Source organism: Adhaeribacter arboris (assembly GCF_003023845.1).
GTDB lineage: Bacteria > Bacteroidota > Bacteroidia > Cytophagales > Hymenobacteraceae > Adhaeribacter > Adhaeribacter arboris.
In genome coordinates this window covers 6,441,591-6,467,585 of record NZ_PYFT01000001.1, presented here as the reverse complement: position 1 = coordinate 6,467,585, position 25,995 = coordinate 6,441,591, and the positions used below count along the sequence as shown (strand labels likewise).

Below are 25,995 nucleotides of genomic sequence, written 5' to 3'. Positions count from 1 at the left end.
CGAGATGGTCCGGGTCGCCTGGTGATCCTACCATGGTCGTAAAAGTTTAGGTAGAGGACGTTGTAGAGAAGAATGAAAAAGCCTTATTATCATAATGTATACTTATAAGACGTGCTTGACGGAGTAGGAGCATTTGCTACAGAAGCGAACAATTTATTGTACTATAATCGGACATATTTCTATAAAATTTATTAATTAAATTGTTTATAGACAATTAGTTATGGCCGTGGCATTATTCTTACTACTACTTTTCTTATTAGACCAGAATTTGGTAAACTTTTTCCTTTTACAACGGAAGGTCCATAACATTATAAAGAAGTTAGAAGGATGTGGTACAACTACTTTAAAATTGCCTTACGCAATTTGTTTCGGCAAAAAGCCTTTTCCTTTATTAATATCTTTGGCCTAGCCATCGGCATGGCTTGTAGCATCCTTATTCTGTTTTGGGTGCAAGATGAGCTAAGTTACGACCGCTTTCATGCTCATGCGGACCAGCTGTACCGCATTACCGTCAGCATGCCGGATATTAAAGCGGCGGTGAGCGCCGCGCCCATGGGAGCTGCCCTCCGGGCCGGAATACCCGAGGTGAAGAATACCGCGCGATTATGGCGTTCTACAAATATATTTAGCGTCGGGGAGCGCAAATTCGAAGAAAAACGGGTGTTTTTTGCCGATGCTTCTTTCCTGTCTCTGTTTTCTTTTCCGCTGCAACAAGGTGACCCGAAGACTGCCCTCCAACGGCCCGATGGTATACTTATCACCAAGGCTATGGCGGAGAAATATTTTGGTCAGCAGCAAGCCCTCGGGCAGCTTATCCGGTTAGACAACCGGGCTAATTTTGTAGTTACCGGGGTATTAGTCAATTTACCAACTAACTCGCACCTCCAGTTTGATTTTATCTTACCTATTTCGTTTATCGGCCAAACGAACCAAGATTTAAAAGACAACAGCTGGGGTAACTTTAACTTTTACACCTACGTGCAACTGCACGAAAACGCCATTATTTCACCCCTATCTTTCCAAAAGCTAAACCAACAGGTCAATAGATTTTTACGAAAGCATTACGACAAGCTCCAGATTAACTTCCAGTTGCAACCGGTTACCAGCATCCATTTACATTCCAACTTACGCAGCGATTTGCCCGGTCAGGGCAGCATCCAGTACGTACGCATCTTTTCGGTAGTAGCCGTCTTTATTCTGGCCGTGGCTTGTATTAACTTTATGAACCTGGCCACGGCGCGCTCCACCCGTCGGGCCAAAGAAGTAGGATTGCGCAAAGTAATCGGGGCGCAACGCCATCAACTTATCGGGCAGTTCCTGGGCGAATCCCTTATTATTTCCTTTTTAGCCTTATTGTTGGCGCTAATTCTCGTGTGGGCCTTACTACCCTCTTTTAATCACTTAGCTAATAAAGATCTAACTATTAATTTCCAGGACGGGAAATTAATAGTTAGGTTGTTGGGTATCGCGCTGATCACCGGTTTATTATCGGGTAGCTATCCCGCTATTTTTCTCTCTGGTTTTCAACCGGTGAAAGTGCTAAAAGGAGCTTTTAAAATGGGAATCGGCAGTATTTTTTTCCGCCATAGCTTAGTAGTCACGCAGTTTGTGGTGTCGATTGTGTTGCTAATAGGTACCGCTGTGGTATATCAACAACTAGACTACCTTCAAAACAAGCATTTGGGCTTCGAAAAAGAAAATCTGGTGCACTTGCCCTTGACCGGCGAACTCCAGGAGAAGCCGCAAATTTTACGGTTTGTTTTAAAACAAAACCCGCTTACCAGCCACTTTACTACGATTTCGGATTTACCCACTAACCTGACGAGTGGCAGCATTGATGTGTATTGGGAAGGAAAAGCGCCGGCCTGGCAACCTACTTTTTCGGAAATAGCGGTTGATGCTGATTTTATATCGGTTTTTAAAATGAAGTTGCTCGGCGGGCGAAACTTTTCCAAAAGCTTGCAATCGGACACGGCCAATTACCTGGTGAATGAAACGGCCCTGCGCCTGATGGGCATGGACCTTACGACCGCCATCGGAAAATCACTTACTTTTAGTGGGGTAAAGGGGACAATCATTGGTGTCGTGCAGGACTTTAACTTTCGGCCCATGCAGCAGGCCATCGAACCTTTGGTGTTGTACTACCGTCCCCAGAATGAAATCATCGTGGTGCGCACGCCGCCCGGCAGTACCGCAGCTACTATTCAAGCTTTAGCGAAAATACACCAGCAACTTAATCCCGCTTTTCCCTTTACCTATAACTTCCTCGACCAGGACCTTGCTAACCTTTATCAAAGTGAGCAACGCTTGGGTCGTCTCTTTAACGGATTTGCTTTGCTAGCCATATTTATTTCGTGCTTGGGACTGTACGGTTTATCGGCTTTTATGGCCGAACAGCGCACCAAAGAAATTGGGGTACGCAAAGTTTTAGGAGCTTCCGTGTTCGATATCGTGTACTTACTGTCTAAAAATTTTACGAAGCTGCTGGTGATTGCTATTTTGATTGCTGTTCCGCTTTCCTGGTGGGCGATGCACAGCTGGCTCGAGAATTACGCTTACCGCGTGGGGGTGAGCGGGATAGTTCTCGTGGCCGCCTGTCTCACGGCGCTTGTAATCGCCGGCTTGACGGTCAGCTATGAGTCTATCAAAGCGGCTATGGTTAATCCCGTGAAAAGCTTAAAGAATGAATAAAAGCAGAATCAAAGATTTAAAAAGCTCGCAAAACGACAGAGTTCTACGAATGAACCGGCTTTATTTTGTATAACCAGACTTATCGTAGCTGACTGGTCATGCTTATGGTTTCACGATGATTCGTCCGCCATGGGAAGGAGAGAGATAAAATTTCATCTTTAATTCTTTTTCCAGGTCCAGTAATTTATTGTTTAAAGCAATGCTGCGCAGCCCAATAGAGCTTCTTAAAGAATCCGCGTGAGCAGCTTCTTCTTGGCTAACTTCCTGCTCCCAAATCACAAAAGCTTTTTCTTGCCCGTTGGTGTCCACTACTCGGCGCCAGGACTCCACGATCGCCAGCTCAATGGCAGAGATCTCCCCACGCTTCAGGGCCGCGTAGAGCTTGGGTCGTAACTGCTGGTAAATGTAATCATGCTCATTGTGGCTGATCAGCACCGTCGCCCAGGAGTGATCCCCAATGATCTTTTCGCCCGGGTAGCCTACCTGATCCATGATTTGATTAATCCGTCTCACTTGCACGCGGTTTTGGGGCACAAACTTTTTCATCGTGTACTGCTGCCGCCACTTCTTTCCGGGTGTCAGGGCCACGCGGAGCGCTCGTTTCTGGTCCGCGGCCAGCATTTGCTTGATCTCCTTTCGGAGAGTTAAATTAATCTTATTTTCGAATGTTTTATGGAATTGATCCTCGCCGGCCAGTAGCTTTTGGAATCGATCATCGGATTTAAACGGCTGGAGATTTTCTCTTTTTAGGATCTGTTTCGCAGTCCAACCCTTTTGCATGGCTTTTTCTAAAAAGAAGTATAGATTGGCGGTATCTTTGGTGTAAGCGGCCAGTTGAGCGGCCACCTTCATATCCCGTAAGAAAACGTGCGGATAGGTAGCGGTTAGCTGGCGATAGATTTTTAAGCTTTCCGGAAATTGCCTCGCTACTAGGTACTCTTCAGCTTGAATGATTTGGTGATGATAGTTTAAATAGTTGGGAGTCTGGGCGGAACAGAAAACAGGCAGAAAGAGTAGTAGCAGAAAGAGGTTTTTCATAAGGAGGGTTTTCCTTAAGATGCCTTTTACTCCGTACAAGTTGCCTGGTATCAATCCTGGTAAGGAATGCACGAACTCTTTCTTACCAGAATCATTAAAAGCCAAGGGTAGTATCCAGTAAAAGTACCACACAAAGCTCTCGAATAATATGCGCTTAGCAGTATTATAAGCGTGTTTTTCCGATACTAATATATTAAATAAAGGTTGACTTCTGGGTTTAATACAATAGAAAATGACAACGGTTGTAGTATTTAGGAAGAGCGAGAAGAGAATAGCTGTTGCTCCGTTTGGCACTATTGTTTCTGTCTATTGTGTTAATTGCGCTCGCTTTTCCTAAGGCGGCAGTTACACTATCTTACAAGACTACTATTCATGACTATTTCTCTTATCTTTATTTCAAAATAGTAATGCAGGCTACTATCCTCACTATACTGATTTTCTAATACAATCATATCGACATCTTTTTCCGGAAAATAAAGTTTAATGGAGGCGGAGCCTAACCCCTTTCCGGAATGCCCGATGTGTTTAATGGATGTTTTGTCACTAATGCGAACGCCATAACCATAGCCAATCTTTTCCGGGCCATGCGCTTCATGCTGCGCCATAATTGTATAAGTGGTCATTAGTTGGTAGTTTTCCGGTTTTAAAATTTGCCCATGATGCAGTTTGGTGTCCCATTTGTGCAGGTCTTCTACATTGGAGATAATGCCTCCGGCAGGAATAAAGTCCAGCCTTTCTTTCTCGGTCATGGGAACGTTAGATATCTTGAATCCACTTTTCGAGCTAGTATATCCTCTGACTACCCTATTGTGATTTTTAGCTTCTTCGTAGCAAAAAGTATTATGCATTTTCAGTTCTTTAAACAAGTTATTGGCGGCTTGGATATAGGTTTTTCCGGTTACTTTTTCGAGGATGTTACCCAGCATCGTGTAAGCGATGACACTGTATAAAAAATCCGTTCCGGGTCTAAAAACTAATGGTTGGTCAATTTCTGCTATGCCGGCCGAAAAGTTGAGTAATTGATGCACGGTTACCGTGTCGGCCCAAGTCTGTTGTATCTCGGGGAAATATTTTCTAATGGGGCTATGAAGGTCTATTTTCCCTTTCTCCACTTCTTTTAATATTAACACCGCGGTCACCTGTTTACTATTCGACTGAATCCGGAAATTGTCTTTGATGGTTAAGGGTATTTTCTGCTCAAAATCAGCATAGCCATAAGCCTTGGCGTATTTGGTTTTCCCCTTTTGGGTGATCAAGATAACGCCATTAAAACTTCTGGGACTAGTGGTTTGGATTAAACTGTCAATTTTGGCCGCATAGTCGTCGGTTGGTTGGGCGAATAAAGGACTACCAACCAAAAATGCTGATAAAAGAAATGGCAGAAGTTTAACTAATTGTTTCATGAAAAAGGGGCGTTATGGTTATTTATCTTTGTCCATGTAGTTAGCTTTGGGTAGTTGCCGTTAACTAAGCTGTAAGCGTTCTTATGACGTTTAGCTGACATCCGTGTGTTATATATAGGTAACTAGGTCGCTCGGCAAACGAATATATTATATAATGATAACAATATAAGTGAACGATAACAATATAAGTGAACTTGTAATGGATTTTATTCCCGGATTCGCCCCTGAAGAAAGTGCCCTTTTAATTGCTGTTAAAGCGAGCGCTTTTTTAATCTACTTTTTTGTTCCCAGTAGATACAAGATGACGCTCGGTCCGGATTTTAGCTTATTGATTTCCCAATCATAATTCTCCTTTCCTTTTACATTTGCCACCAGCTGTTTCATTTCGGCCAAAGAATACGTGCGCAAGGCGGATACTACACCGTCCCATAAAACAAACAAAGGAACTAGAGGAATCAGGTAGGTGAAAATAAGGCGGCCGATGTTGAACGGGCGAATGAACGGAGTAGTTAGCCAGACACTCATGGGCGATAACAGCATGGCTACAATGCTAATTATACTACGTTCTTGCGCTTCGAACACGGCGATAGACCGATTAGCATCCACCGCATTTTGCAAGATCTGAAGGGCATCGCCCGGTTTAAAATGGTGCAGAGACAAAAACTGGGTGCGCAGCCCGGGCAAATCAGCTGGCACTTTTCGAGCATCAACGGCTTGTTCGATAAACGCAAAATTAGCTGCTTGCCGCTGCGTGCGTTCAAAGGCGGGTAAGTTAGGATAAAAGTCGGTCAGCGTAATTTGGAGGTCCGGAACCTGCTTTTTTAATTCGCTGTTTAACCAAATCAGGCCACCGCCTCCACCGGATCCCAGGTCCAATATTTGGTTGGTTTTACTTTTGGTTAATCCTCGGGCGAGAATAGGTAAGATAGGTTGATACATTCTGGTTTTGTTGGCCAGAAATTGTAAAAAATCCGTGCCATAATTCCTCAAAAAAGCGGGAAACCAGGGTTGGTCTTCCCATTCAAATAGATGAATTCGTCCCATTCTGTTTTGCTTAATTGTGTAAAAGCTTTTATCAAAGCTTCGTTTGTTTTAATGACCGAAAAGACTTGAATTTGGGCAATATCCGTGAATAAGTACCAGAAACTCGCTTTACTTTTCTTTTTCTGCCCCAATAAATGTAAAAGCCAGTTATGGGCAAGGAAGCCGTAATAAGACAAGCTAAGAAGGCGGCTATTTTAGAAGGCCAGCCAAATATCCAGCCATAATGAATATCTCCGCTGAGCTGATCATATTTTTCTGCGGCGGATAAATCAGCATACATTTTTTTAGCAAGTAATAAACCCGTCACCGGGTTAAAATAATAATTGTTACCAGGAGCCCAATTGTTAGTTTGTTTGGCATAGACATTAAAAGGCTCATTATCTTTCGTAGCGAAGTTAAGGTGGTAACAATAAGCTTGAGTATCGGTTTTTCTTACAAAAGTATAGGTCTTATCAATAATAAAAGTAGAACTATGCGCAGAAGGAACAAGAGTTGCTAATTGAAAGTTATTTTCTACCGGAGCTTTACTATTCAACGCCAAATACACCATATTTTTAAACCACTCAAACGACCAGGCTAAGCCCGTAATAACCATAAACAACGTTATCCAGGAAGCATAAAAACCCAAAATGTTATGCAGATCATAGTTTTTTCTTTTCCATTTTAATCCTTTTTTCCAGCGAAAATAGAAGCGTTGTTTGGCTGCCGCTTTGTTTTTAGGCCACCACAGAATAATGCCAGAAAGAAGCATGACTAAAAATAGCAGGGTACTATACCTAACAACATAGGAGCCCACCTCACCCAGCATTAAAGAAACATGTAGTTCCGCCACGATGTCCCAAAAAGGATGAGCGTAAGTATCCCGGGTATGTAGCACTTTACCGGAATATGGATTAATAAAAATATCAACTAACTGATTCGGGTTTTCGTAATGCCGGGAGGAGAAACGAACCGCTTTATTGGCTTCTCTAAAAATATATAGGGTAGCCCAATCCCACGTTGGCACTTTTTTAGGCCCTAGGAAACGTTGCCGCTCTTTTAAGGCAATAGCCGTAAGTTGCGAAGGAAGTAAAGGCTGGGTCTTTTCTACGGAGACTTGGGTAAAGCGACTCTCCGTAATAGTGATAATGTCATCGCTAAATACGTATATCGCGCCGGTAATGGCAACAATAAAGATAATTAACCCAGACGCCAGTCCAAGCCCAAGATGAATTTTACCAATTACTTTTTTAAAGGTTATTCTCACTTGCTCGTAATTTAGAAAGTATAACCTACCCCCAGCATATAATTACGGGGAGCCCCGGGGAACGTGCGGTAATAGTTAAATCCTCCGATTAGGTATCTCGCGTTGGTAAGATTATTAAGATTAGCAGAGATTTGAAATCGATCTACCTTGTAATACACCGCGCTATTAAAAATAAGGTAGCCGGGAATTTGGAGCGCCCGGTCGTACGTTTCTTTTTTTGTTACCTGCGAATGCCCAGCGCCAAAACCTAATCCTTTTAAAATTCCTTTGCTAATAGAATATTTGATCCAACTCCCGCTCACATTCTTAGGTGCCCCTTCTTTCGTTAGTCCGACCTGTTGATCAGGATCGCCCTCGGTACTTTCGGTAATAATGGCCTGGTTATAAGCGTAACTTACTTGTAAGCTCAGATTAGGGGTGATATAGCCCCCAGCTTCCACCTCAACTCCTCTAGCCCGTTCTTGTCCACGCTGGATAAGCAAGTTAGGTTGCGTCGGAATATTAGCGCTGACTAGCACATTGTTCTGCGTTAAGTCATAGATAGCCCAACCGGCAAATAAACGCTTTTGAAAAAATTCACCTTTGGCCCCTGCCTCGTACAAAGTACTGGTTAACGGATTAAAAGGGCCTCCGGCTCCTGGGGCGCTAATGGAGTAAGAATCCTGCGCTTCAAAGCCGGCATTATAAGTAGCATAAACGTTGATGTTGTTAGTAATGCCGTAAGTAATACCTATTCGGGGTAATAAAGCTTTCTGGGAAAGTTTTCGGCTTAAAGTACCTTGTACGGAGAGGTCGGTAGATTGAGGATAAGTATAAAATTCTTGACGCAGGCTTAATAATACACTTAATCTTTGGTATTTAATCAGGTCTTGCAGGTATACCCCATTAGTATAATAATCAGAGCCGTAGGTAGCAATATTAGCGGCTTGGTAAGTATAATTTTCTACGGGTCTTAAAGTGTACGAGGGGCGCAGGATACTAAAGTCTTCCACCCCGTCGGCGAGGCCAGCGGCAGTTTTATAAAACTGCACGTAACCGCCATTAATATAATCGTACCCCCCCATGATGGTGTGGACTACCACACCAGTTGTTGCGTTGAAAGTAATATAAGCGGTTAGGTTATTGCCGTATTGATTTAGGTCCGATACGCCGTAAGCTAAAGAAACACTATCTGGCGTAATGTATTCGTTCACACCGTGTCCCCCGAAGGTCTCCTTAGTTTTTACTTTTAAATAAGAGATGTTTAAATCAAGTCCTTTGGCTAAGGCTTGGCTGAAGGATAAGGTAAGCGCGAAGTTCTGCTGGTGCAAGTAATCTTGTGGCTGACCTATATTAAGATCCATGGGGAGTGCCAAAACATCCTTCGTGCCATCTACAATCGTCCGGCCATTGTCAAACTGAGTACTTAGTTTAGTATACAAAAAGTCAGCATTAAAACGCGTTCCTGCGCGGGGAAGAAAAGAAAGGGAAGGAGCTACTGCCACGGAGTTATTAATAATGTTTTTTCGGTAGGTATCCGCATTTTCTAACCCCATATTCAGGCGATAGAGGAGTGTCTTATCGTCATTTAACGGGCCGGTAAAATCTGCCTGGGTGCGCAAGGTATTGAAGCTACCGGTACCGAATTGAATGGACTGCCGGGCTTCGTCCAATGGTTTTTTAGTAATCATATTAACCGTGCCGCCGGGATTGGTATTGGAGAAAACGGCGGAAGCGGGCCCTTTGATAAACTCTACCTTTTCCATGTTTACCAACAGAGGACTGGTGCTGTAAGTATTAATAGTGCGCAGACCATTAATGAGCCGGCCGTTGCTACCGGAATTTCGAAAGCCACGCATGGTAATATCATCATAGTTAGAAAATTGATTCACCCCGGCTACATTTTGTACGACTTCATTCAGTCTGACGGCTTGCTTATCCTGGATAAATTCTTTGGTAACGGAAGAAATTGACTGAGGAATGTCGGCTATCCGCATCTCGATTTTAGCCGCCGAAAAGGAATTATCGTTTTTGTAAGAAGTTTGCTTTCTTCCCGTTACTTCCACCGTTTGTAATTCATTCACGTTTTCGATAAGCACGAAATCCAGAATAGCCATATTTGTTTCTGAAATAGACACCTGTTTTTCTTGCGTTAGAAAGCCAACTAAGGAAACTTGCACGGTGTAGCTACCCAGCGCAAGATTCTGAATGGTATAAATACCGGATTCGTTAGACACAACTCCGTTATTTGTTCCCTTGATTCGGATAGTAGCAAAGGGAACAGATTGGTTTTCGGAAGAAGTGATTTTGCCGGTTATGCTGCCGGTTTGAGCGTTGGCTACCCAGGAAAGTAATAGTAAAACAATGGATAAATATGCAAGTTTCTTGATCATAGTTATTTTAACATGTTGATTTCAAAAGCAAACATAATTATTTAGATTTATTCTTAATACTTTTATTTAGATTTATTCTAAATAAAAGTATTAAGAATAAATCAGCTAGCGTAGGATGAGTAGAAATTAGCTTACATAATTAAACTAACTTAATATATAAATAATAAAATGATTTTATTTAGTTCTAGAAAGCTATGCTTAGTCCTAAAATACATTGACCGAACTCGTCTCAAAAAACGGTCGTGGCTGTTGCACAACTTTGTTTTAAGCCTGACTGATTTCACGGTCTGAACTTATTGCCACCCCGGGAGTACTTTCCTGGTTGTAAAGAGGGTAGTAAAAGCGATAAAATAGCGAGCAAAGACATTTTGCTGCTCTTTAACCAGTGCAAGGGCTTGGCTTACTACTTTCACTGGCTTGAACTTCATGTATTTTTTCAGGTTGAAGGCAGTAGCGGCCAGTAACATCACCTTGTGCGCCCCGGCTTTGCCCCGCACCCCTATTTGCCGTAGCCCATAATAATGAATTAAGCTGCCGAAGACGGGCTCCACGGTGCTTTGCCGAAGCCGCTTCATTCGCTTCCCCTTTCTGCTTTGCTGCCTTTCTAGCGCCCGCCGATACTCTGGGTCGTAAGCGGTGCGGGTAATTTGTCGGCATGGGCTTTTAGGAACACAAGAGGATTTCAAAGGACACTGTTTGCAGTCCTGGTAGGTAGCCCGGTAGATTTTTAGTAATCCTCCCTCCGCATTGGTGTCAAAGGTTTTAAAGGAGAGTATTTTACCGGCCGGACAGGTGAACTGGTCCTGCTGTTGATTGTAAGGGAAGCCTTCAATTTCCGGTTTGTACTGGCCAAACACGGGTATCCAGCCGATTATCTTTCTTTGCTCTAAAAAGGAGTAGTTGCTTCCATTAGAATACCCACTATCGGCCAACAACTCCTGTAGAAGCAGCTCATTGTCTAGTAACCGCCGCTGCAATTTCAAGGTAATAGCGGGCAGATACTGGCTATCTCTACCATCCGCCAAGTCGGCCTGCACATGGCTGATGACGCCTTTGGCTGTATCTACCGCCAGACTGCAATGATAATTGAGTTTTTTAGCCTTACCTGGTTTGATCGATATACGGGCATCCCCATCAGTAGGACCATAGTGAGTTTTATTACTTACCAGCCGGGCCTTCTCGTGATTGCCTCCCAAACCTTTAGGAGATTCTTTTAGATTATCTTGGTGCTTTTCCAGCTTTCTTAATTGATGCTCGGGAGCAGAAATAAATTGCTCTGGTTTGCTGTTTTTATTTCTATTTGACTCTTCGGCGGCTGAACTATTCTCTATAGTTATCTGATTCACATACATTTTCACAGACCCAGCCGGTTGCTTTAGAAGCAGGCTGTCCATGGAAGCATTAGCCTTGACCGGTGCCGAGTCGATGGCCTGCCTACGACCGACTACCATGCCTTTCTCGACACACAAGCGAAAAACTTGATCAAACAACGATTCAAACAGGGCCTCGGGATAGAGCTGACGGGTACGACTCACCGGGGAGTGCCAGGGCTCGTCTAACTGATAGTCCAGAAAGTAAAGCAGGTCCAGTCGCAGGCTGCAATGTTCGATAAGCTGGCGGTCCGAGACAATATTCTCCAGGTAACCCACTAAGCAGAGCTTAAAGAAAACTACCGGGTCAATCGACTGTTGGCCACAACGCCCGTAATAGGGCTGGGTAAGTTCGTAGAGAAAATCCAGATCCACCTCTTGTTTCAACCGTCGGTAAAAGTTGTGTTCCGGCACGTGCGCCGAGAGGGAGAAGAGCAGCACCTTCTCCTCGGCAAATACCTTCTTGCCTTGCATAACATCAAAGATTAATTGGTAACCTTCTTTAACGGCTACCATTAATCAGGTAGTTGTGCAACAGCCACGACCGTTTCACGAGACGAGTTCAGAGCCTCTGAAAAGACGCTTTTTTCCGCTAAAAACCATCTCAAATGACCATCTCACCAATCAAAAAGAATTTTGTATATTTGAGATGGTATTCGTGAGACAAAGATGAAAATCGGTTACGCTCGGGTGAGCACCCAGGACCAAAAATTAGAATTGCAATTAGATGCTCTCACCAACCAAGGATGTGAGCTGGTCTTCCAGGAAAAGAAATCCGGTAAAAACAAAGAACGGCCGGAACTGGAGAAACTGCTGAGTCAACTCCGGTCCGGAGATACCGTGGTAGTATGGAAGCTGGATCGGCTAGGTAGATCCTTGCGGGACTTGATTGACCTGGTCGCCGAGTTTCAAAAAAGGGGAATAGACTTTGTGAGTTTACAGGATGGGATTAATACGGCTACTTCCACCGGTCGATTTACCTTTAACATCTTTGCTTCCCTAGCGGAGTTTGAGCGGGAGATTATTAAGGAAAGAACCAAAGCTGGCTTAGTGGCTGCTAGGGCACGCGGCCGGAAAGGGGGGAGATCCGCTGGTTTAACGCATGAAGCGATGGAAAAAGCTAAATCAGCAACAGTGCTTGTGGCATCAGGTAAGCGGGTCGAAGAAATTGCCAGAATCTTGGGTATTTCCCGAGCGACCTGCTATCGCTATCTGCAACTGACCATTTCTGAAGGAACTGACCATTTCTGAAGGAAAGTAACAGGTATATTTCTTTTAAATAAAGCATAAACAATTATCAACATAGTATTAAATATAACCTAGAACAACTTGTAAAAGGGAAAAATTAAACAATGAACTTGGCTGTATTTAGCATCTGAACAGAAAAGCTTTATATATATTTATCTTATCGCATATTCTAACTGTAGTTTAATATGACCTAATAAGCCTTTGAACCAGTTTACAATTGTTGCTTCATCATTAATTCTATGAACATGACTACCATTTGTAGCCCAATGTCCATTCATTGAAAAATGAATTTTTTTTATATCAATACCCTTTAACTTTTCTTCCTTTATTTCAGCTCCAAAACTGTCCTCTTTGTCAAGATCAAATAAATCAATAAGTTCATCAAATGACCTTTCAAGTCTCTGGTTTGATAAAATATGCCAGTGTGGCTGTGGATGATTCTCTTCGTTTTCGTAATTATCCCATTCTGCTCTAAATAGCTGAACTTTGTAATCATCATTTTCTTCTCCTTGGAAGACAGAAATTGTGATAAATGTATTATATTCTTTAAAAGGTTTTTCAAATCTAATATGTATATAGAGCCAAAAATCTCCAAACCATTTAATAACATCAATCTGTTCTTGTACACCATTGTAGTTATTTATAGCTTTTGAAATCCTATTACCAGTAATATAATATCTAAAATAATTATTGTGGTGAAAATAAAATGTAGATTCTAGAAAATAGTGCCTGCATGATTTAGCAATTTCCTCTATAACTTTTTTAGGGTTAATCATAGATTAAATCTATATTTCAGGATATATATACTTGAGTAATATACTATCAGTTGTCGCCCTTAAATAGTACTCTCCTTCTGAAAGTTCTTTCCCTATATCAACCAGTTGTTCATAGGCTTGGGAATACCTGATTTCTTTCGAATGAGCATTAGGAATGGGTATTTCTTTTGTATACTTTTTCCCTAAATCCCAGCCTGATAAAAGTTGTTTAGAATATATTGATAATAACTTATCAAAAAAGGGACTTGAAAAAAAAGCAAGATAAAAGTAATATGTATCAAGTTGTTTAAAATCTTTTTTTGGAAGCCAAGCATTGCCTCTTTCAATAGCAAAGTGTCCATCTTTATCAAAAGCGAAGGAATCAGATTTCCCAAATTCTGTTGAAACCAATCTCGGTTGTTTCTTACGTAACCATGCCCTGTGTTCACTTAAGTGCCACCATGTAGATTCATCTTTCCGAGCTCGATTAGTTAAACTAATTTTAAAATCTCTAAGCATTTTTTCATAAAAGATAGGCACCTTATTAATTAAATCTTCTTCACTATCAATTATAATCCCTTCTTCATTATATGGATACCATACATAATTTACACTTTGGATCTGCCCACGTTTAATTGAATCATTATCTATAGCTGGTCTAAAAAATGCTTGTTCTAGATTTGGAAGGTTATTGTACTCGGCTTCTGAAATTTTAAAAGCTGCATTATTACCTGTTCTTATTCCTTGTTGGACATTGAAAATCTCTTGGACTCTTACTAGCTGTTGCTCAATTACAAACCTTTCAATTCTTTTAAATAATTCATTTTCCTGAAATGAAATCGGCTTCCAGTTTTCTTTTGTTATGGGAAATGATAACGGAGTGTATACGCTATAATCTTTTTCAACTATTTTAAATTCTTCAGAATAACTCATTTTTCTTAGATCACGTAAGGCATTCTGAGGAATTCCCTTTTCATTTCTTGTCCATAAAATAAGGGGAATAATGTTGGTCTTAGGTTTGTGTCCTATGATGAAACTTACATCAGTTAAAGCGTCTTCAAAAACAAAATTACCTAATTTCCCAATTAATGTAATTTCTAATTGATCAGATACTTCATTCCTTAAATTTTGATATGCATCTAAAGTCAGTAAGGATGATGGGATAACACATCCAATTACGCCCACACTATTTAAAGATTGTACTGATTTATAAAAAAATGCACTTGCTTGGTTGGGCCTACCTTCTAATTTAGTTTTAAAAATGCCTCTAACTGCTTCTCTAGAATCTTTATCCATTTGTTCCCAAGAGACAAAAGGAGGATTCATTAAAAGTAAATCGTAATCATTGCTCCATTCTTCTTTCAAAGAATCTGTGACAAGCTTGATTTCAAAATTTAATTTTTCTTTCCAAACGGTTCTTTTCTCATAACTCAGTAAAAAATTTGAAGTATCTATAGCAGTTTGAGATACATCCCAACCAATAATTATAACATTGCCCAAGTACCTTTTCTCATGCAGTTGCTTTAAAGCTTCTATCAAAAATTCAGAAGAGCCACAAGCGGGATCAAATATTTTGAGGAATGATTGACTTAAATCTATTTGCTTTAATGCATTTTCAACTATAGTTCGGGATAAATAAGGTGGAGTGTAATGAATACTTGAGTAAAGTACATATTTAGAAGTCATTTTACTTGAAAATGTACCCCATAAATCAATTTGCCTATCAAAAAATAGTACTTCTTTTTGTGCTTCTTGAAAAAGAGCTCCAGCTGAATGCCTTATAATTAAATCTAATTCTGGTTTGATACCTGAAATCCCATTTTTCAATCTTTCGGTATATAAATCAAAATTTGATGGAATTTCAACTTCTGATAACCCCCAACTACTAAAATCAAAGTTGGAAATATCCTCTTTAAGACTTGTTAAAAGAATAAATAATAGATTTAATGCTTCTACAGCATTATTCTTCTCTTGGGTTAAATTCCTAAATTGCTTAAATATATCTATCACAAAAGGCACAACATCTTTACTTGACTTAAAACTTTTGTCAACTAAATATTTGTAAAATTTTTCAAAATTCTTTTCTACCCTATTTTTTGCTATGATTTCTGGATTGTCAGTTTGCCAGTTATAAATATTTACGTTTTCATCTCCTATTACAATAAAATTTTTAGTATTGCTAGACCAGGATAATGAATTAAAATCAATTGAGCTATTGTCTGATCCTTCTGTTTTAAGGCAAAAATCTCCATACCCTCCATTAAGCATAATGAAGCAATTGTTTTCAATTTGATTCGGGTAAAGATGAATTGGGAGAAGTCCAAAATCTTGCTTCCAGGTTAAGATATTTCTTAAGTCCTTCATTTATAAATTATAAACGTAAATAATTATATAATAATATATACTTATGTATATATATTGAAAGTTAAGTGCAAAACAGCAATATCAAATCATTGTAAAATATGCAAATTAAACTTAATAGCATTTAGTAGGTGACAATTATTGACTATTTAGCAAAGTAATAAAATACTATTGAAATATTTATTATTTAATATTATTAGAATCTATTAGTATTGTCGAATAGCTTATAAAAGAAGAGAAATATTAAATAAAAGAAGGAATGCTAATTATTCAATCTAGTTTGCACTAGTTTCGGCAACTAGCAGTATTGAGGTTGAAGTTTAAAAGAAAGTATCACCTTTCGTTTAATACGAAAATAATTACGGCCATTTCGTTTTTAAGAAAGTATGGGTATTTATATAAAATTAAAGTATAGATCTGCACCCATTACTGCACCCGGTAAAATGAAAAAGCCCTTAGAAAAATTTCTAAGGGCTTTTCAGTGGTCGCGTAGGGAGTCGAACCCCAAACCTTCTGATTCGTAGTCAGATGCTCTATCCAGTTGAGCTACGTGACCATTTTCTCGTTTTGAGTGGGCAAAGATACATAAACCGTCTGTTCAAACGCAAGCTATCTGCCATATTTTTATTAAATTTTTCCGGCTACCCTTTTGGTAAGCGCTTTTTTAAGTGCTCGGTTAAATAGAACATATAAACCCAATAAAGAAACCAAAATCAACGTAATTATTAGAATCTGACCGCTTTTACCGGTATTGGGGTTCTGTAGTAAGGCAATGATATCCTGAGCTTGGGTGCCTAACCAAAAAAAGAATAAAGTTCGCGGCAGCATACCCACAATACTAGCCAGAAAGAATTTACGCTTTTCTACTTTCATCATCGCCAATACAAATGTCATCAAGGCAAAAGGCAGAACCGGAGAAATACGGGTTAAAATAATTAAGCTCCAGCTTTGGTGCTTTAATTCTTCCATCACAGCGGCCGCTTTTTCGAAATGACTGATAAATCGGAGAAGTTTGCCGTGGTCGATAACCTGGGCTAGGCCGTACCCGATTAAGGAAGCTACCCCGTACGAAATAACTACTCCCGGGAAACCATGCCAACCTAAATAAAAACCCGTTACTAGGGCTACAAAGGTGGTAGGAGTTAAGGCAAAAGCCATGGTAAACGATACCACCATAAAATACAGCACCATCTGCCCCAGAGTTAATTGCTGTAAAATAGCCTGGTATTGGTAGAGCAGTACGGCTACGGTAGAGCTAATTAACACGGGCCCCACAGCAAGTAAAGCCATGGCGATTAATGTGCCCAGATTTTTTTGAAAAAGTTGCTTTAACATTAGAAAGTGGCAGGTTGCAGGTTGCAAGTTACTAGTTGCGGGTAAATAATGTTTGATTCGTGCATAAAACTTGACCGGATGCTCTTAAATGAACTTCGGAATCAATATCTTTTAAAGATGATAAAGGAAGTAGGCAAACGAGCGTCCGGCATTCTGTTTTAACTTGTTCCCTGAATCTGGCAACTTGCAACTTCTTGCAACTTTTAAAGAGCAAAACCTGTAACTTGCAACCCGTAACTTGCAACTCACTTATGAAATTCGGCACTAAAACCATACACGCGGGAGTATTTCCCGACCCCAGTACCGGCGCTATCATGACGCCCATTTATCAAACTTCTACCTACGTGCAGAAATCGCCCGGCGACCACAAGGGTTATGAATATTCGCGCACGCATAATCCTACCCGCACTCAGTTACAAAATGCCCTAGCCGCTTTAGAAAATGGGAAGCACGGCTTGTGCTTTGCCTCTGGTATGGCGGCCATTGATGCTCTGATTAAACTATTGAGCCCTGGCGACGAAGTAATTGCTACCAACGATTTGTACGGCGGCAGCTACCGGATATTTACCAAGATATTTCAAAATTACGGCATCAAGTTTCATTTTATTTCCATGAGTGAGGCCGCTAATATTGAAAAGTATATAACGGAAAAAACAAAGTTAATTTGGGTAGAAACCCCCACGAATCCGCTTTTAAATATTATTGATATTGCCGCGACAGCTCAAATTGCTAAAAAATACAATGTTTTACTGGGGGTAGATAATACTTTTGCTACTCCTTACCTGCAAACGCCCCTGGATTTAGGCGCTGACTTAGTAATGCATTCCCTAACTAAATACATGGGGGGCACTCGGATGTGGTAATGGGCGCTTTAATTGTAAAGGACGATGAATTGGCCCAACGTCTCACCTTTATGCAGAATGCTTCGGGTGGTACACCCGGGCCGCAAGATTGCTTTTTATTGCTGCGGGGATTAAAAACCTTGCACGTGCGCATGCAGCGCCATTGCGAAAACGGCCGGGCAGTAGCAGAATTTCTAAAGAATCATCCCAAAGTAGAAAAAGTATTCTGGCCGGGATTGGAAGATCATAATAACTACTCCGTAGCCCGGGAACAGATGCGCGATTTTGGCGGCATGATTTCTTTTGTGCTAAAAGGCAATAATATGCAGGATGCTATCCGAACCTTAGAAAAATTCCACTATTTTGCTTTAGCCGAATCTTTAGGCGGCGTCGAATCCCTCTGCGGCCATCCGGCTAGTATGACGCACGCCAGCATTCCACGCGAAGAACGTTTAAAAGCGGGTCTAAGCGATTCTCTTATTCGCTTGAGCGTGGGTATTGAAGATATTGAAGATTTACTCGCCGATTTAGAGCAGGCTTTAGCATAAAAAATTTCTTTAACCAAATAAAACTCCATTAAAACCATCAGAGCCGACTATTGTAGTCGGCTCTGATGGTTTTAATCATAAAACCCACTTAAGCTAATTTATCAAAATTTATAAATTAGCGCCGAAGGGGGCATTAATTGAAATAGTAAAACCAGAAATACCAATACCCAATCTAGCTATCCATCCTAATCCCTTATAACAAATCAGGAATGTTTTTAACCCGTAAAATTAACTGCTATATTTGCACACTAATTTTCTGGTTTTCAGAATATATAATTATTCTAATACTACCCCAGAAACTATAAATTTATTGCAACATTCGGTACAGATAAAAAGATTGCATACGTTTGTAAAGAGCGCATCAGCGCCGTTAATCTAAAAATATGGCTTGGTTTAAAAGAGTAGAGAAGGGAATAGTAACCCCTACCGAAGAGAAAAAAGAAACACCCGATGGCCTTTGGTATAAATGTCCGGAATGTAAACGTGTTACCAACACCACCGAGCATAAGGCCAATTTATACACGTGTAATAACTGTGGTTACCACGATCGAATTAACTCAGAGGAATATTTTGAAATATTATTTGATGAAAATAAATTTAAAGAACTCGATGCGAATTTAACTTCTTCCGATCCGCTGGAGTTTGTGGATACACAGGCTTATCCTAACCGCATTGCTGCTTCACAAAAAAAGACCCATTTAAAAGATGCTGTCCGGACGGCTCACGGCAAACTACATGACCTGGAACTGGTAATAGCTTGTATGGATTTTAGTTTTATTGGCGGCTCCATGGGCTCGGTAGTCGGCGAAAAAATCTCCCGGGCAATCGACTATGCCCGTCAGCACCAAATACCGTTTTTAATGATTTCTAAATCGGGTGGCGCCCGCATGATGGAAGCTGGTTATTCTTTAATGCAAATGGCTAAAACTTCGGCTAAGTTAGCTTTACTCTCCGAAGCTAAGATTCCGTACATTTCCCTTTTAACGGACCCTACCACGGGTGGGGTTACGGCTTCTTTTGCGATGCTCGGCGATTTTAACATAGCGGAACCGGGTGCCTTAATTGGATTTGCCGGTCCAAGGGTAATTAAAGAAACCATTGGCAAAGATTTACCTAAAGATTTTCAGCGGGCAGAGTTTGTGCTGGATCATGGTTTCCTCGATTTTATCGTGCATCGCAAAGAGCTGAAACAGAAATTAACGGATTTGCTGCTTTTGCTTCGCCCGGAAAAAGTAAATGCTGCTTTTGCTGAAACATCTGAATCGTTAAATGTAAATGGAGAAAAAGTAACCAATCAAGTAAAAATAAGTCCTGAAAAAACTTACTGATAGTCTGTTACTTTCCGTTTCTAGCTTTAATTTAACTACGTTTTCCCACCTGCATTTTCGCTTATTTATAATAGGTTGGCCTGACTTTTGCAACTAATTACATATATAAAATTTTATATATTTTTAAACTATTTTGTGTAAAACAAGTAAAAAGGGCGTATTAACGTATTAGAAAGTGCAAAATCTAAAATTTAATTCTATGAAAATTTCAAAGTTATTTTTATCCGTTTTCTTATCGGTATTGATTCTTTTTTCTTCTTGTAAAACCTCCGAAACAGGACGTACTTCAGGCGCTCCGGATAGCGGTGGACCAAGTCGGACAGCTGGTTCAAACAGAAAAATGAATAAAACAGCAAAAGGCGGTATTATTGGCGCGGGAGCCGGTGCGGTAGTAGGTGGTGTAATAGGTAAATTAACCGGTAATACGGCTGCTGGTGCTATTATTGGGGCAGCAGTAGGTGGTTCTACCGGCGCCGTGATTGGCCGACGCATGGATAAACAAGCCGAAGAACTACGTCGTGACATGGAGAACGCTAAAATTGAGCGAGTAGGCGAAGGAATTAAAATTACTTTTAACTCTGGAATTTTATTTGCTACTAACTCCGCGGAGTTGCAGCCCACTTCTAAAACCGATATTGAAAAGTTAGCGGCTACTCTAAAAAAATACGGGGATACCAACGTGCTTATTCAAGGCCATACCGATAACACCGGTTCTGATGCTATTAATCAGCCCTTATCCGAGCGCCGGGCCCAAGCTGTTCAAGATTATATTACTTCGTTGGGGGTAGAGCCAAGCCGTCTTACGGCCGAAGGTTATGGTTCTAGCCAACCGGTTGCGGATAATACTACCGCTGCCGGTAAACAAGCTAACCGGCGAGTAGAAGTTGCGATTTTTGCGAACGAAAAACTAAAAAAAGCGGCTGAACGCGGCGATATTAAATAATTGAAACAAACAATTATGAAAAGAAAGCCACACCTTTAGTGTGGCTTTTTTATTATCCGGTTTTCTTTAAATACAAGCTTTCCGGTGTAAAGGCCCCTACTTAAATAATATAGGTATAAAAGAATTTAGAAACCTTGGATTATATAGTAAAAATTTAATAAATAAGAGCAATTAATAAAAATTGGCAAGAGAGTTGTCTATAGCAGATTCTGTTCCTACTTACAAATTAAACGGTTGCTCTTTGGGCAGCCGTTTTTTTATGGGATTATAAACCAAACGAAAAAATAGTAAGCACCTTTACTATACCTAAAATTAACTTTGCTTTTAATGCCCGCTTTTTTTGGTACTGAACCAAATCCATAACACGGCCAGTAATGCTCCGCCAAAAGCCACTATTACATCTTTTTGGGCGTCCCAAATATCGCCTTGCATGCCAAGGTAGACCGATGCTTTCTCCTGCACAAACATAGTAGCAAAAACCCATTCTACTAACTCAAAAAATACACTCATCGATAAAGTAAGTTCCAAAGGTATCAGGTAAGGTAACCACCTCGCTGATTTTAAGTGGTACCGGCAGATTTCGTATATAGGTAAAGCCATTAATAAACCAAAGCTAAAATGGACTACCCGGTCGTAGTGATTACGCTCTAAAGCAAGAGTTTCCTGTAGCCACCGACCCACGGGGTTTTCCTGATAAGTATATTGGCTACCGTATAAATGCAGTAATAAAAATAAAAAAACACAAATAACACTCTTGTCGGATAAAGAATAACGAACATAGAAGAATCCAAAAGCAACTATTCCGGGTAAAGTGAGCGTGTTTTCGAGTAACCAGTTAAGCAAATTGGTAGTGGCAATGCCGCTGTATACCCAAGCTAAAACAAATACCAATATACTTCCGGCTAGTACAGGATTGCGAAGAACATGAAGCAATTTATGCGAATCACGGGCTTTAACGAGCGACATAAAAAAGCAAATATTTTGCTTTTAAACTAGGATAAGTAGCCGGATGTTTCAAACTTTTAAAACAATACTTTTAAACAATTGGTCAAGTACGGCTTAATAAAGTAGCTAAAATTTAAAAAATTCTTATTTTCGCCTCCACATTACCTCTTCCATCCGTCTTATTCTACCCGATTATTTTATAATTTATGCGTGCAAGACTACTGTATAACTTGGTATTACTACTTTGTATTATCGGGATGCGCCCCCTTCATGCGCAAACCAATATGTTGCAAGCCGGACCTATGGTAGGTTACGCCGATATGAAAGAAGTAATGCTCTGGGTACAGACCCGCACCGAAGCGGAGGTAAAAATAATGTACTGGGATAAAACAGCTCCAAAAATTAAATACAACACTACCTCGGTGAAAACAAGCAAGAGCCTGGCCTTTACCGCTCATTTACTAGCCGACAAAGTGCAACCCGGCCGGCAATATGGCTATGAATTATACATTAATAATAAAAAAGTAAGCCGACCTTATACGCTCCAATTTCAGACGCAAGAATTATGGCAGTTCCGCAAAGATGCGCCCAATTTCCGGTTTGTTATTGGCTCCTGCAATTACATCAACGAACCAGAAGCAGACCGGCCCGGCGAAGCTTACGGCGGCGATTACCAGATTTTTTCCTCTATTTTAACTCAGAAACCGGATTTTATGCTTTGGCTCGGCGATAATACCTATTTGCGGGAGCCCGATTGGAATACCCGCACCGGCATTTTTCACCGGTATACCCATACGCGTTCCGTACCAGAAATGCAGCCGCTGCTGGGTTCGGTACACCAGTATGCTATCTGGGATGACCACGATTATGGATCTAACGACGCTGATCGTAGCTTTTCCAACAAAGATATTACCACCGAAACCTTTAAACTTTTTTGGGCCAATCCTAATTACAACCTTACCGGTCAGGGTGGGATAACCGGCACCTTTACCTGGAACGATGCCCAATTTTTCCTCCTAGATGATCGGTATTTCCGGAGCCCCAACAACAGCACCAAAAACAAGGTGTTATTAGGTAAAACTCAACTGGATTGGTTACTAGATGCTTTAACTTCCAGTAAAGCAAATTTTAAATTTGTCTGTATAGGAGGCCAGGTATTAAATACCGTGAATGCTTTTGAAAATTACAGCACTTTTCCGGCAGAAAAACAGCAATTGTTAACTAAAATAACCGCTGCTAAAATTCCTGGGGTAATATTTCTGGATGGCGATCGGCACCATACCGAATTAAGCCGAATAACCCGGCGGGGCACTTATCCGCTTTACGATTTAACCGTATCTCCGCTAACTGCCAGCCCGGCTAAAGGCGATGGCAAGGCTAATAAAAACCAATTGCCGGGTACTTTTTACAACCAGCGCAACTTTGCGGTTTTAAATGTATCCGGTTCTACAGCCGAGCGGCTTTTAACTATTACGGTTTATAGCTCCGATGCTGAGCCAATCTGGCAGCAGCAAATTAGAGCGAATGATTTAAAATAACATTTCGTTGCTTGGCTAGGCAGCAATAAATTAGTTGATTTTGCTCTTTTAACCCTACTTTACTTTTTTCATCCTGTAACCTCTTCCCAGGTTTAACTGTTATTCGTTCTGACTAATTATTAGCAAGCTTTACTTTTTAAGTATTCAATTAGGTTATCAGGTAAATGCACGTTGGGTTATATTATGTGCCGGCAATTACGTTATTTTGTAGTACTTACTTTGTACCAAACATTAATGATACTTCTAAAGCGCTCTATATTCTTATTTACTTTATTACTTGTAGTAACCAACTCTTTGTTTGCGCAAGTTTTAAAACCGGCTAAATGGTCGTATTCTTTTTCTAAAAAAGAAGCAAAAACCGGCGACGAAATAGAGGTGGTGTTCGACATAAAAATAGATCCGGATTGGTATTTGTACTCCAGTGATTTCGACCCCAATGTAGGGCCAACCGTAACTACGTTTACTTTTACTCCTCACCCCTCCTACCAACTGGTAGGCAAAATTAAACCGGTTAATCCAAAGAAAAAGTTCGACAAAATTTTTGGGGGCGATGTAACCTACTTTACTAAAACGGCCCAGTTTCGTCAGCGGATTAAAGTTTTGCAAAAGGATTTGCGCCTGGCCGGGTCGGTGGAGTACCAGGTTTGTACCGAAGTGGATGGGCGGTGCATTCCTTTCGATGATTCGTTTACGTTGGAACCTATTCCGGTGGCGGGCGAGGACCTGGGAGCCGTTAACGTTACTCCCGCCCAAAAACCCGTTATTGGTCAGGCAACTACCCCAATTAGTAAACCTACGGTTCCGACCGAAGAACCCGAAACTTTATTAGCCGATAATCCGGATTTTCAAAATGTTATTACCAGAGTTGATTCTGCTCAGGCTGACTCGGCTCGAAAGGCAAATAAACTGGCCAAGGCTACCGATAGCGCTGTTTCTAATTCCATGGCGGCTTACCTGCCTTCAGAACCCGTAAGAACGCCCGAGACCGGGTTATCTGACCTCTGGAAATTTATTTTACTCGCTTTCGGCTCCGGTTTAATTGCTTTATTAACTCCCTGTGTATTCCCGATGGTACCCATGACGGTAACTTTCTTTACGGGTAACAGCAACGGACGCGGCGAATCTATTCTGAAAGCCTTGGCTTACGGTATTTCCATTATTGTCATTTATTCTTTTATCGGGGTAGTTTTTTCTAAGCTAGCCGGGCCCGATGCGGCTAATTTTATCAGTACCCATTGGCTCCCCAACAGTATTTTCTTTTTAATTTTTCTGCTTTTCGGCTTATCTTTTTTGGGTTTATTCGAAATCACGTTACCGAGTGGGTTGGTTAATAAGGCGGATAGCCAAAGCGACAAAGGCGGTTGGTACGGAATATTTTTCATGGCTTTTACGCTGGTACTGGTATCTTTTTCCTGCACCGGTCCTATTGTGGGTAGTATTTTGGTAGCCTCGGCCGGTGGCGAAACGTTAAAACCTATTGCCGGTATGTTTGCTTATTCTTTGGCTTTTGCCTTGCCCTTTACTTTATTTGCAGCTTTCCCTTCGTGGCTGCGCAATTTACCAAAATCGGGTGGCTGGCTTAATTCGGTAAAAGTTTGTTTAGGGTTTATTGAACTGGCTTTAGCCCTTAAATTTTTAAGCGTGGCCGACCAGGCTTACCATTGGGGCATTCTGGATCGTGAAATTTACCTGGCTATTTGGGTAGTACTTTTTACTTTGCTGGGTTTTTATTTACTCGGTAAACTTAAGTTTGCGCACGACAGCGATCTGCCTTTTGTTAGTGTACCGCGCCTGTTTTTAGCGGTAGTAGCATTTAGTTTTGTCGTGTACTTAATTCCGGGCATGTTTGGTGCTCCATTAAAAGCGTTGGCCGGTTACCTGCCCCCGCAAAGTACGCACGACTTTGATTTATCGCGGTTATTCACTTCGGGCATCGCTAATACTAATACAAGTGCCAGTACTTTGTGCGAAAAGCCTAAATACGCCGATTTTTTGCATTTACCGCACGGGTTACAAGGTTATTTTGACTTAGAGCAGGCCAAGCGCTGTGCCGCGCAACAGAATAAACCTATTTTTATTGATTTTACCGGTCATGGTTGCGTAAACTGCCGCGAGATGGAAGCTAACGTTTGGTCGGATCCGGAAGTACTGCGTCGACTGAAAAATGATTATGTGGTAGTGGCTCTCTACGTAGATGATAAAACCGAATTGCCCCAATCCGAATGGTATACTTCTACCTACGATCAAAAACAAAAAACAACAATTGGAAAAAAATACGCTGATTTTCAAATTACCGCTTTTCAGAACAATGCCCAACCTTTCTATGTGCTTTTAGGCCGGGAGGGAAAACCTTTGATAAAACCAACCGCTTATAACTTAAACGTAGCTGATTTTGTAAATTTTCTGGATGCGGGTCTTGCTGCGTATAAAAGTTCAGTAAAGTAGATGTACCCTATTTCTTCAAAAATAAACTTATTTTAGGTTGTTGTAAAAAGCTAAAAATACCTCGTTTTTTCCGCAGGTTTATATTAGATACTAAAAATTAAACGGTATACATTTTTAATTTTTAAAGCATTTTAGTGTTCTAAAAAACTTACCTCTCTTCTATGACATAGGCTTGGTTAAGTATCTAACGGGCAAAAAAATCGCGCTAAATCAACTTTTTTCCGGAGTAATCCAAATTGATTTACCGCAGCAAAACAGCTCTTCCATCTATAAAATATACACACTTTACAATCTCCTACTCTCCCTTCCCGGGTTCCACCAAGAGCGATTCAATCCAGAATCATCTGGTATTTGCCAGAACCAATTCCTGCGGTTAGATGAACTTTTTAAGATTCCAGGCAGAACCAGGTAACAATTTATCTATTCAGCGGATGTACAAGAGAATAGTATTGATACCTCTAAATCACTTAATCTGCTAAATAATGGATAAACTATTTTCAATCAAAAATTAATTACTCCCGGAAGCTTATAATACCAGGGAGC

General features: G+C 40.8%; 16 protein-coding genes, 1 tRNA gene and 1 pseudogene. 7 read left to right on the top strand and 11 right to left on the bottom strand.

Annotation, left to right across the window (positions count from 1 at the left end; all coding sequences use genetic code 11):
- Positions 1–327: 327 nt before the first annotated feature.
- Positions 328–2,691, top strand: a complete 2,364-nt coding sequence (locus tag AHMF7605_RS26140; RefSeq protein ID WP_106932892.1) for an ABC transporter permease — start codon at positions 328–330, stop codon at positions 2,689–2,691.
- A gap of 102 nt (positions 2,692–2,793) precedes the next feature.
- On the opposite strand, the gene AHMF7605_RS26135 is transcribed toward AHMF7605_RS26140, so the two are convergent.
- From AHMF7605_RS26135 to AHMF7605_RS26110, 6 genes are all read right to left on the bottom strand, one after another.
- Entirely contained in the window at positions 2,794–3,729 is a 936-nt protein-coding gene (locus AHMF7605_RS26135) for a hypothetical protein (protein WP_106932891.1), read from the bottom strand.
- 350 nt (positions 3,730–4,079) lie between these two features.
- Positions 4,080–5,132 (bottom strand): serine hydrolase domain-containing protein, encoded by a 1,053-nt coding sequence (locus AHMF7605_RS26130; RefSeq protein WP_106932890.1) that lies wholly within the window; start codon positions 5,130–5,132, stop codon positions 4,080–4,082.
- Between the two features lie 273 nt (positions 5,133–5,405).
- On the bottom strand, positions 5,406–6,176 hold the full coding sequence (locus tag AHMF7605_RS26125) for a hypothetical protein (protein WP_106932889.1): 771 nt from the start codon (positions 6,174–6,176) through the stop codon (positions 5,406–5,408).
- Between the two features lie 31 nt (positions 6,177–6,207).
- Complete coding sequence (locus AHMF7605_RS26120) at positions 6,208–7,422, bottom strand: PepSY-associated TM helix domain-containing protein (protein WP_106932888.1); 1,215 nt, start codon at positions 7,420–7,422, stop codon at positions 6,208–6,210.
- An 11-nt stretch (positions 7,423–7,433) separates the two neighbouring features.
- Positions 7,434–9,794 (bottom strand): TonB-dependent receptor, encoded by a 2,361-nt coding sequence (locus AHMF7605_RS26115; protein ID WP_106932887.1) that lies wholly within the window; start codon positions 9,792–9,794, stop codon positions 7,434–7,436.
- 293 nt (positions 9,795–10,087) lie between these two features.
- Positions 10,088–11,638 carry an IS1182 family transposase gene (locus tag AHMF7605_RS26110; protein ID WP_449369330.1) on the bottom strand — a complete coding sequence of 517 codons (1,551 nt, stop codon included), beginning with the start codon at positions 11,636–11,638 and terminating at the stop codon, positions 10,088–10,090.
- A gap of 195 nt (positions 11,639–11,833) precedes the next feature.
- Here AHMF7605_RS26110 and AHMF7605_RS26105 point away from each other — a divergent pair, with 195 nt between their 5' ends.
- Positions 11,834–12,415, top strand: coding sequence for a recombinase family protein (locus AHMF7605_RS26105; protein WP_106932886.1), 582 nt, complete (start codon positions 11,834–11,836; stop codon positions 12,413–12,415).
- Positions 12,416–12,564: 149 nt separating this feature from the next.
- Here the strand turns inward: AHMF7605_RS26105 and AHMF7605_RS26100 are convergent, their stop codons facing one another.
- The 4 genes from AHMF7605_RS26100 to AHMF7605_RS26085 form a co-directional block, all read right to left on the bottom strand.
- Positions 12,565–13,188, bottom strand: a complete 624-nt coding sequence (locus tag AHMF7605_RS26100) for a hypothetical protein (RefSeq protein ID WP_106932885.1) — start codon at positions 13,186–13,188, stop codon at positions 12,565–12,567.
- A gap of 9 nt (positions 13,189–13,197) precedes the next feature.
- Entirely contained in the window at positions 13,198–15,531 is a 2,334-nt protein-coding gene (locus AHMF7605_RS26095; protein ID WP_106932884.1) for an N-6 DNA methylase, read from the bottom strand.
- 479 nt (positions 15,532–16,010) lie between these two features.
- Positions 16,011–16,084 (bottom strand) — tRNA-Arg (locus AHMF7605_RS26090).
- A 71-nt stretch (positions 16,085–16,155) separates the two neighbouring features.
- Entirely contained in the window at positions 16,156–16,818 is a 663-nt protein-coding gene (locus AHMF7605_RS26085) for a TVP38/TMEM64 family protein (RefSeq protein ID WP_233219257.1), read from the bottom strand.
- Positions 16,819–17,114: 296 nt separating this feature from the next.
- Here AHMF7605_RS26085 and AHMF7605_RS26080 point away from each other — a divergent pair.
- The 3 genes and pseudogenes from AHMF7605_RS26080 to AHMF7605_RS26070 all read left to right on the top strand — a co-directional run bounded on the left by AHMF7605_RS26080 (position 17,115) and on the right by AHMF7605_RS26070 (position 20,524).
- Positions 17,115–18,253, top strand: a pseudogene (locus AHMF7605_RS26080) (cystathionine gamma-synthase).
- Positions 18,254–18,636: 383 nt separating this feature from the next.
- Complete coding sequence (gene accD / locus AHMF7605_RS26075; protein WP_106932882.1) at positions 18,637–19,581, top strand: acetyl-CoA carboxylase, carboxyltransferase subunit beta; 945 nt, start codon at positions 18,637–18,639, stop codon at positions 19,579–19,581.
- Between the two features lie 199 nt (positions 19,582–19,780).
- The gene (locus AHMF7605_RS26070; RefSeq protein ID WP_106932881.1) at positions 19,781–20,524 is read left to right on the top strand and encodes an OmpA family protein; all 744 of its coding nucleotides are present in this window, start codon (positions 19,781–19,783) and stop codon (positions 20,522–20,524) included.
- Positions 20,525–20,848: 324 nt separating this feature from the next.
- On the opposite strand, the gene AHMF7605_RS26065 is transcribed toward AHMF7605_RS26070, so the two are convergent.
- Entirely contained in the window at positions 20,849–21,490 is a 642-nt protein-coding gene (locus tag AHMF7605_RS26065; protein WP_106932880.1) for a DUF2238 domain-containing protein, read from the bottom strand.
- 185 nt (positions 21,491–21,675) lie between these two features.
- Here AHMF7605_RS26065 and AHMF7605_RS26060 point away from each other — a divergent pair, with 185 nt between their 5' ends.
- Both AHMF7605_RS26060 and AHMF7605_RS26055 read left to right on the top strand, forming a co-directional pair.
- Entirely contained in the window at positions 21,676–23,007 is a 1,332-nt protein-coding gene (locus AHMF7605_RS26060) for an alkaline phosphatase D family protein (protein WP_106932879.1), read from the top strand.
- Between the two features lie 234 nt (positions 23,008–23,241).
- Positions 23,242–25,452: a protein-disulfide reductase DsbD family protein gene (locus tag AHMF7605_RS26055; RefSeq protein WP_106933627.1), complete on the top strand. Its 2,211-nt coding sequence runs from the start codon at positions 23,242–23,244 to the stop codon at positions 25,450–25,452.
- Positions 25,453–25,995: the final 543 nt, after the last annotated feature.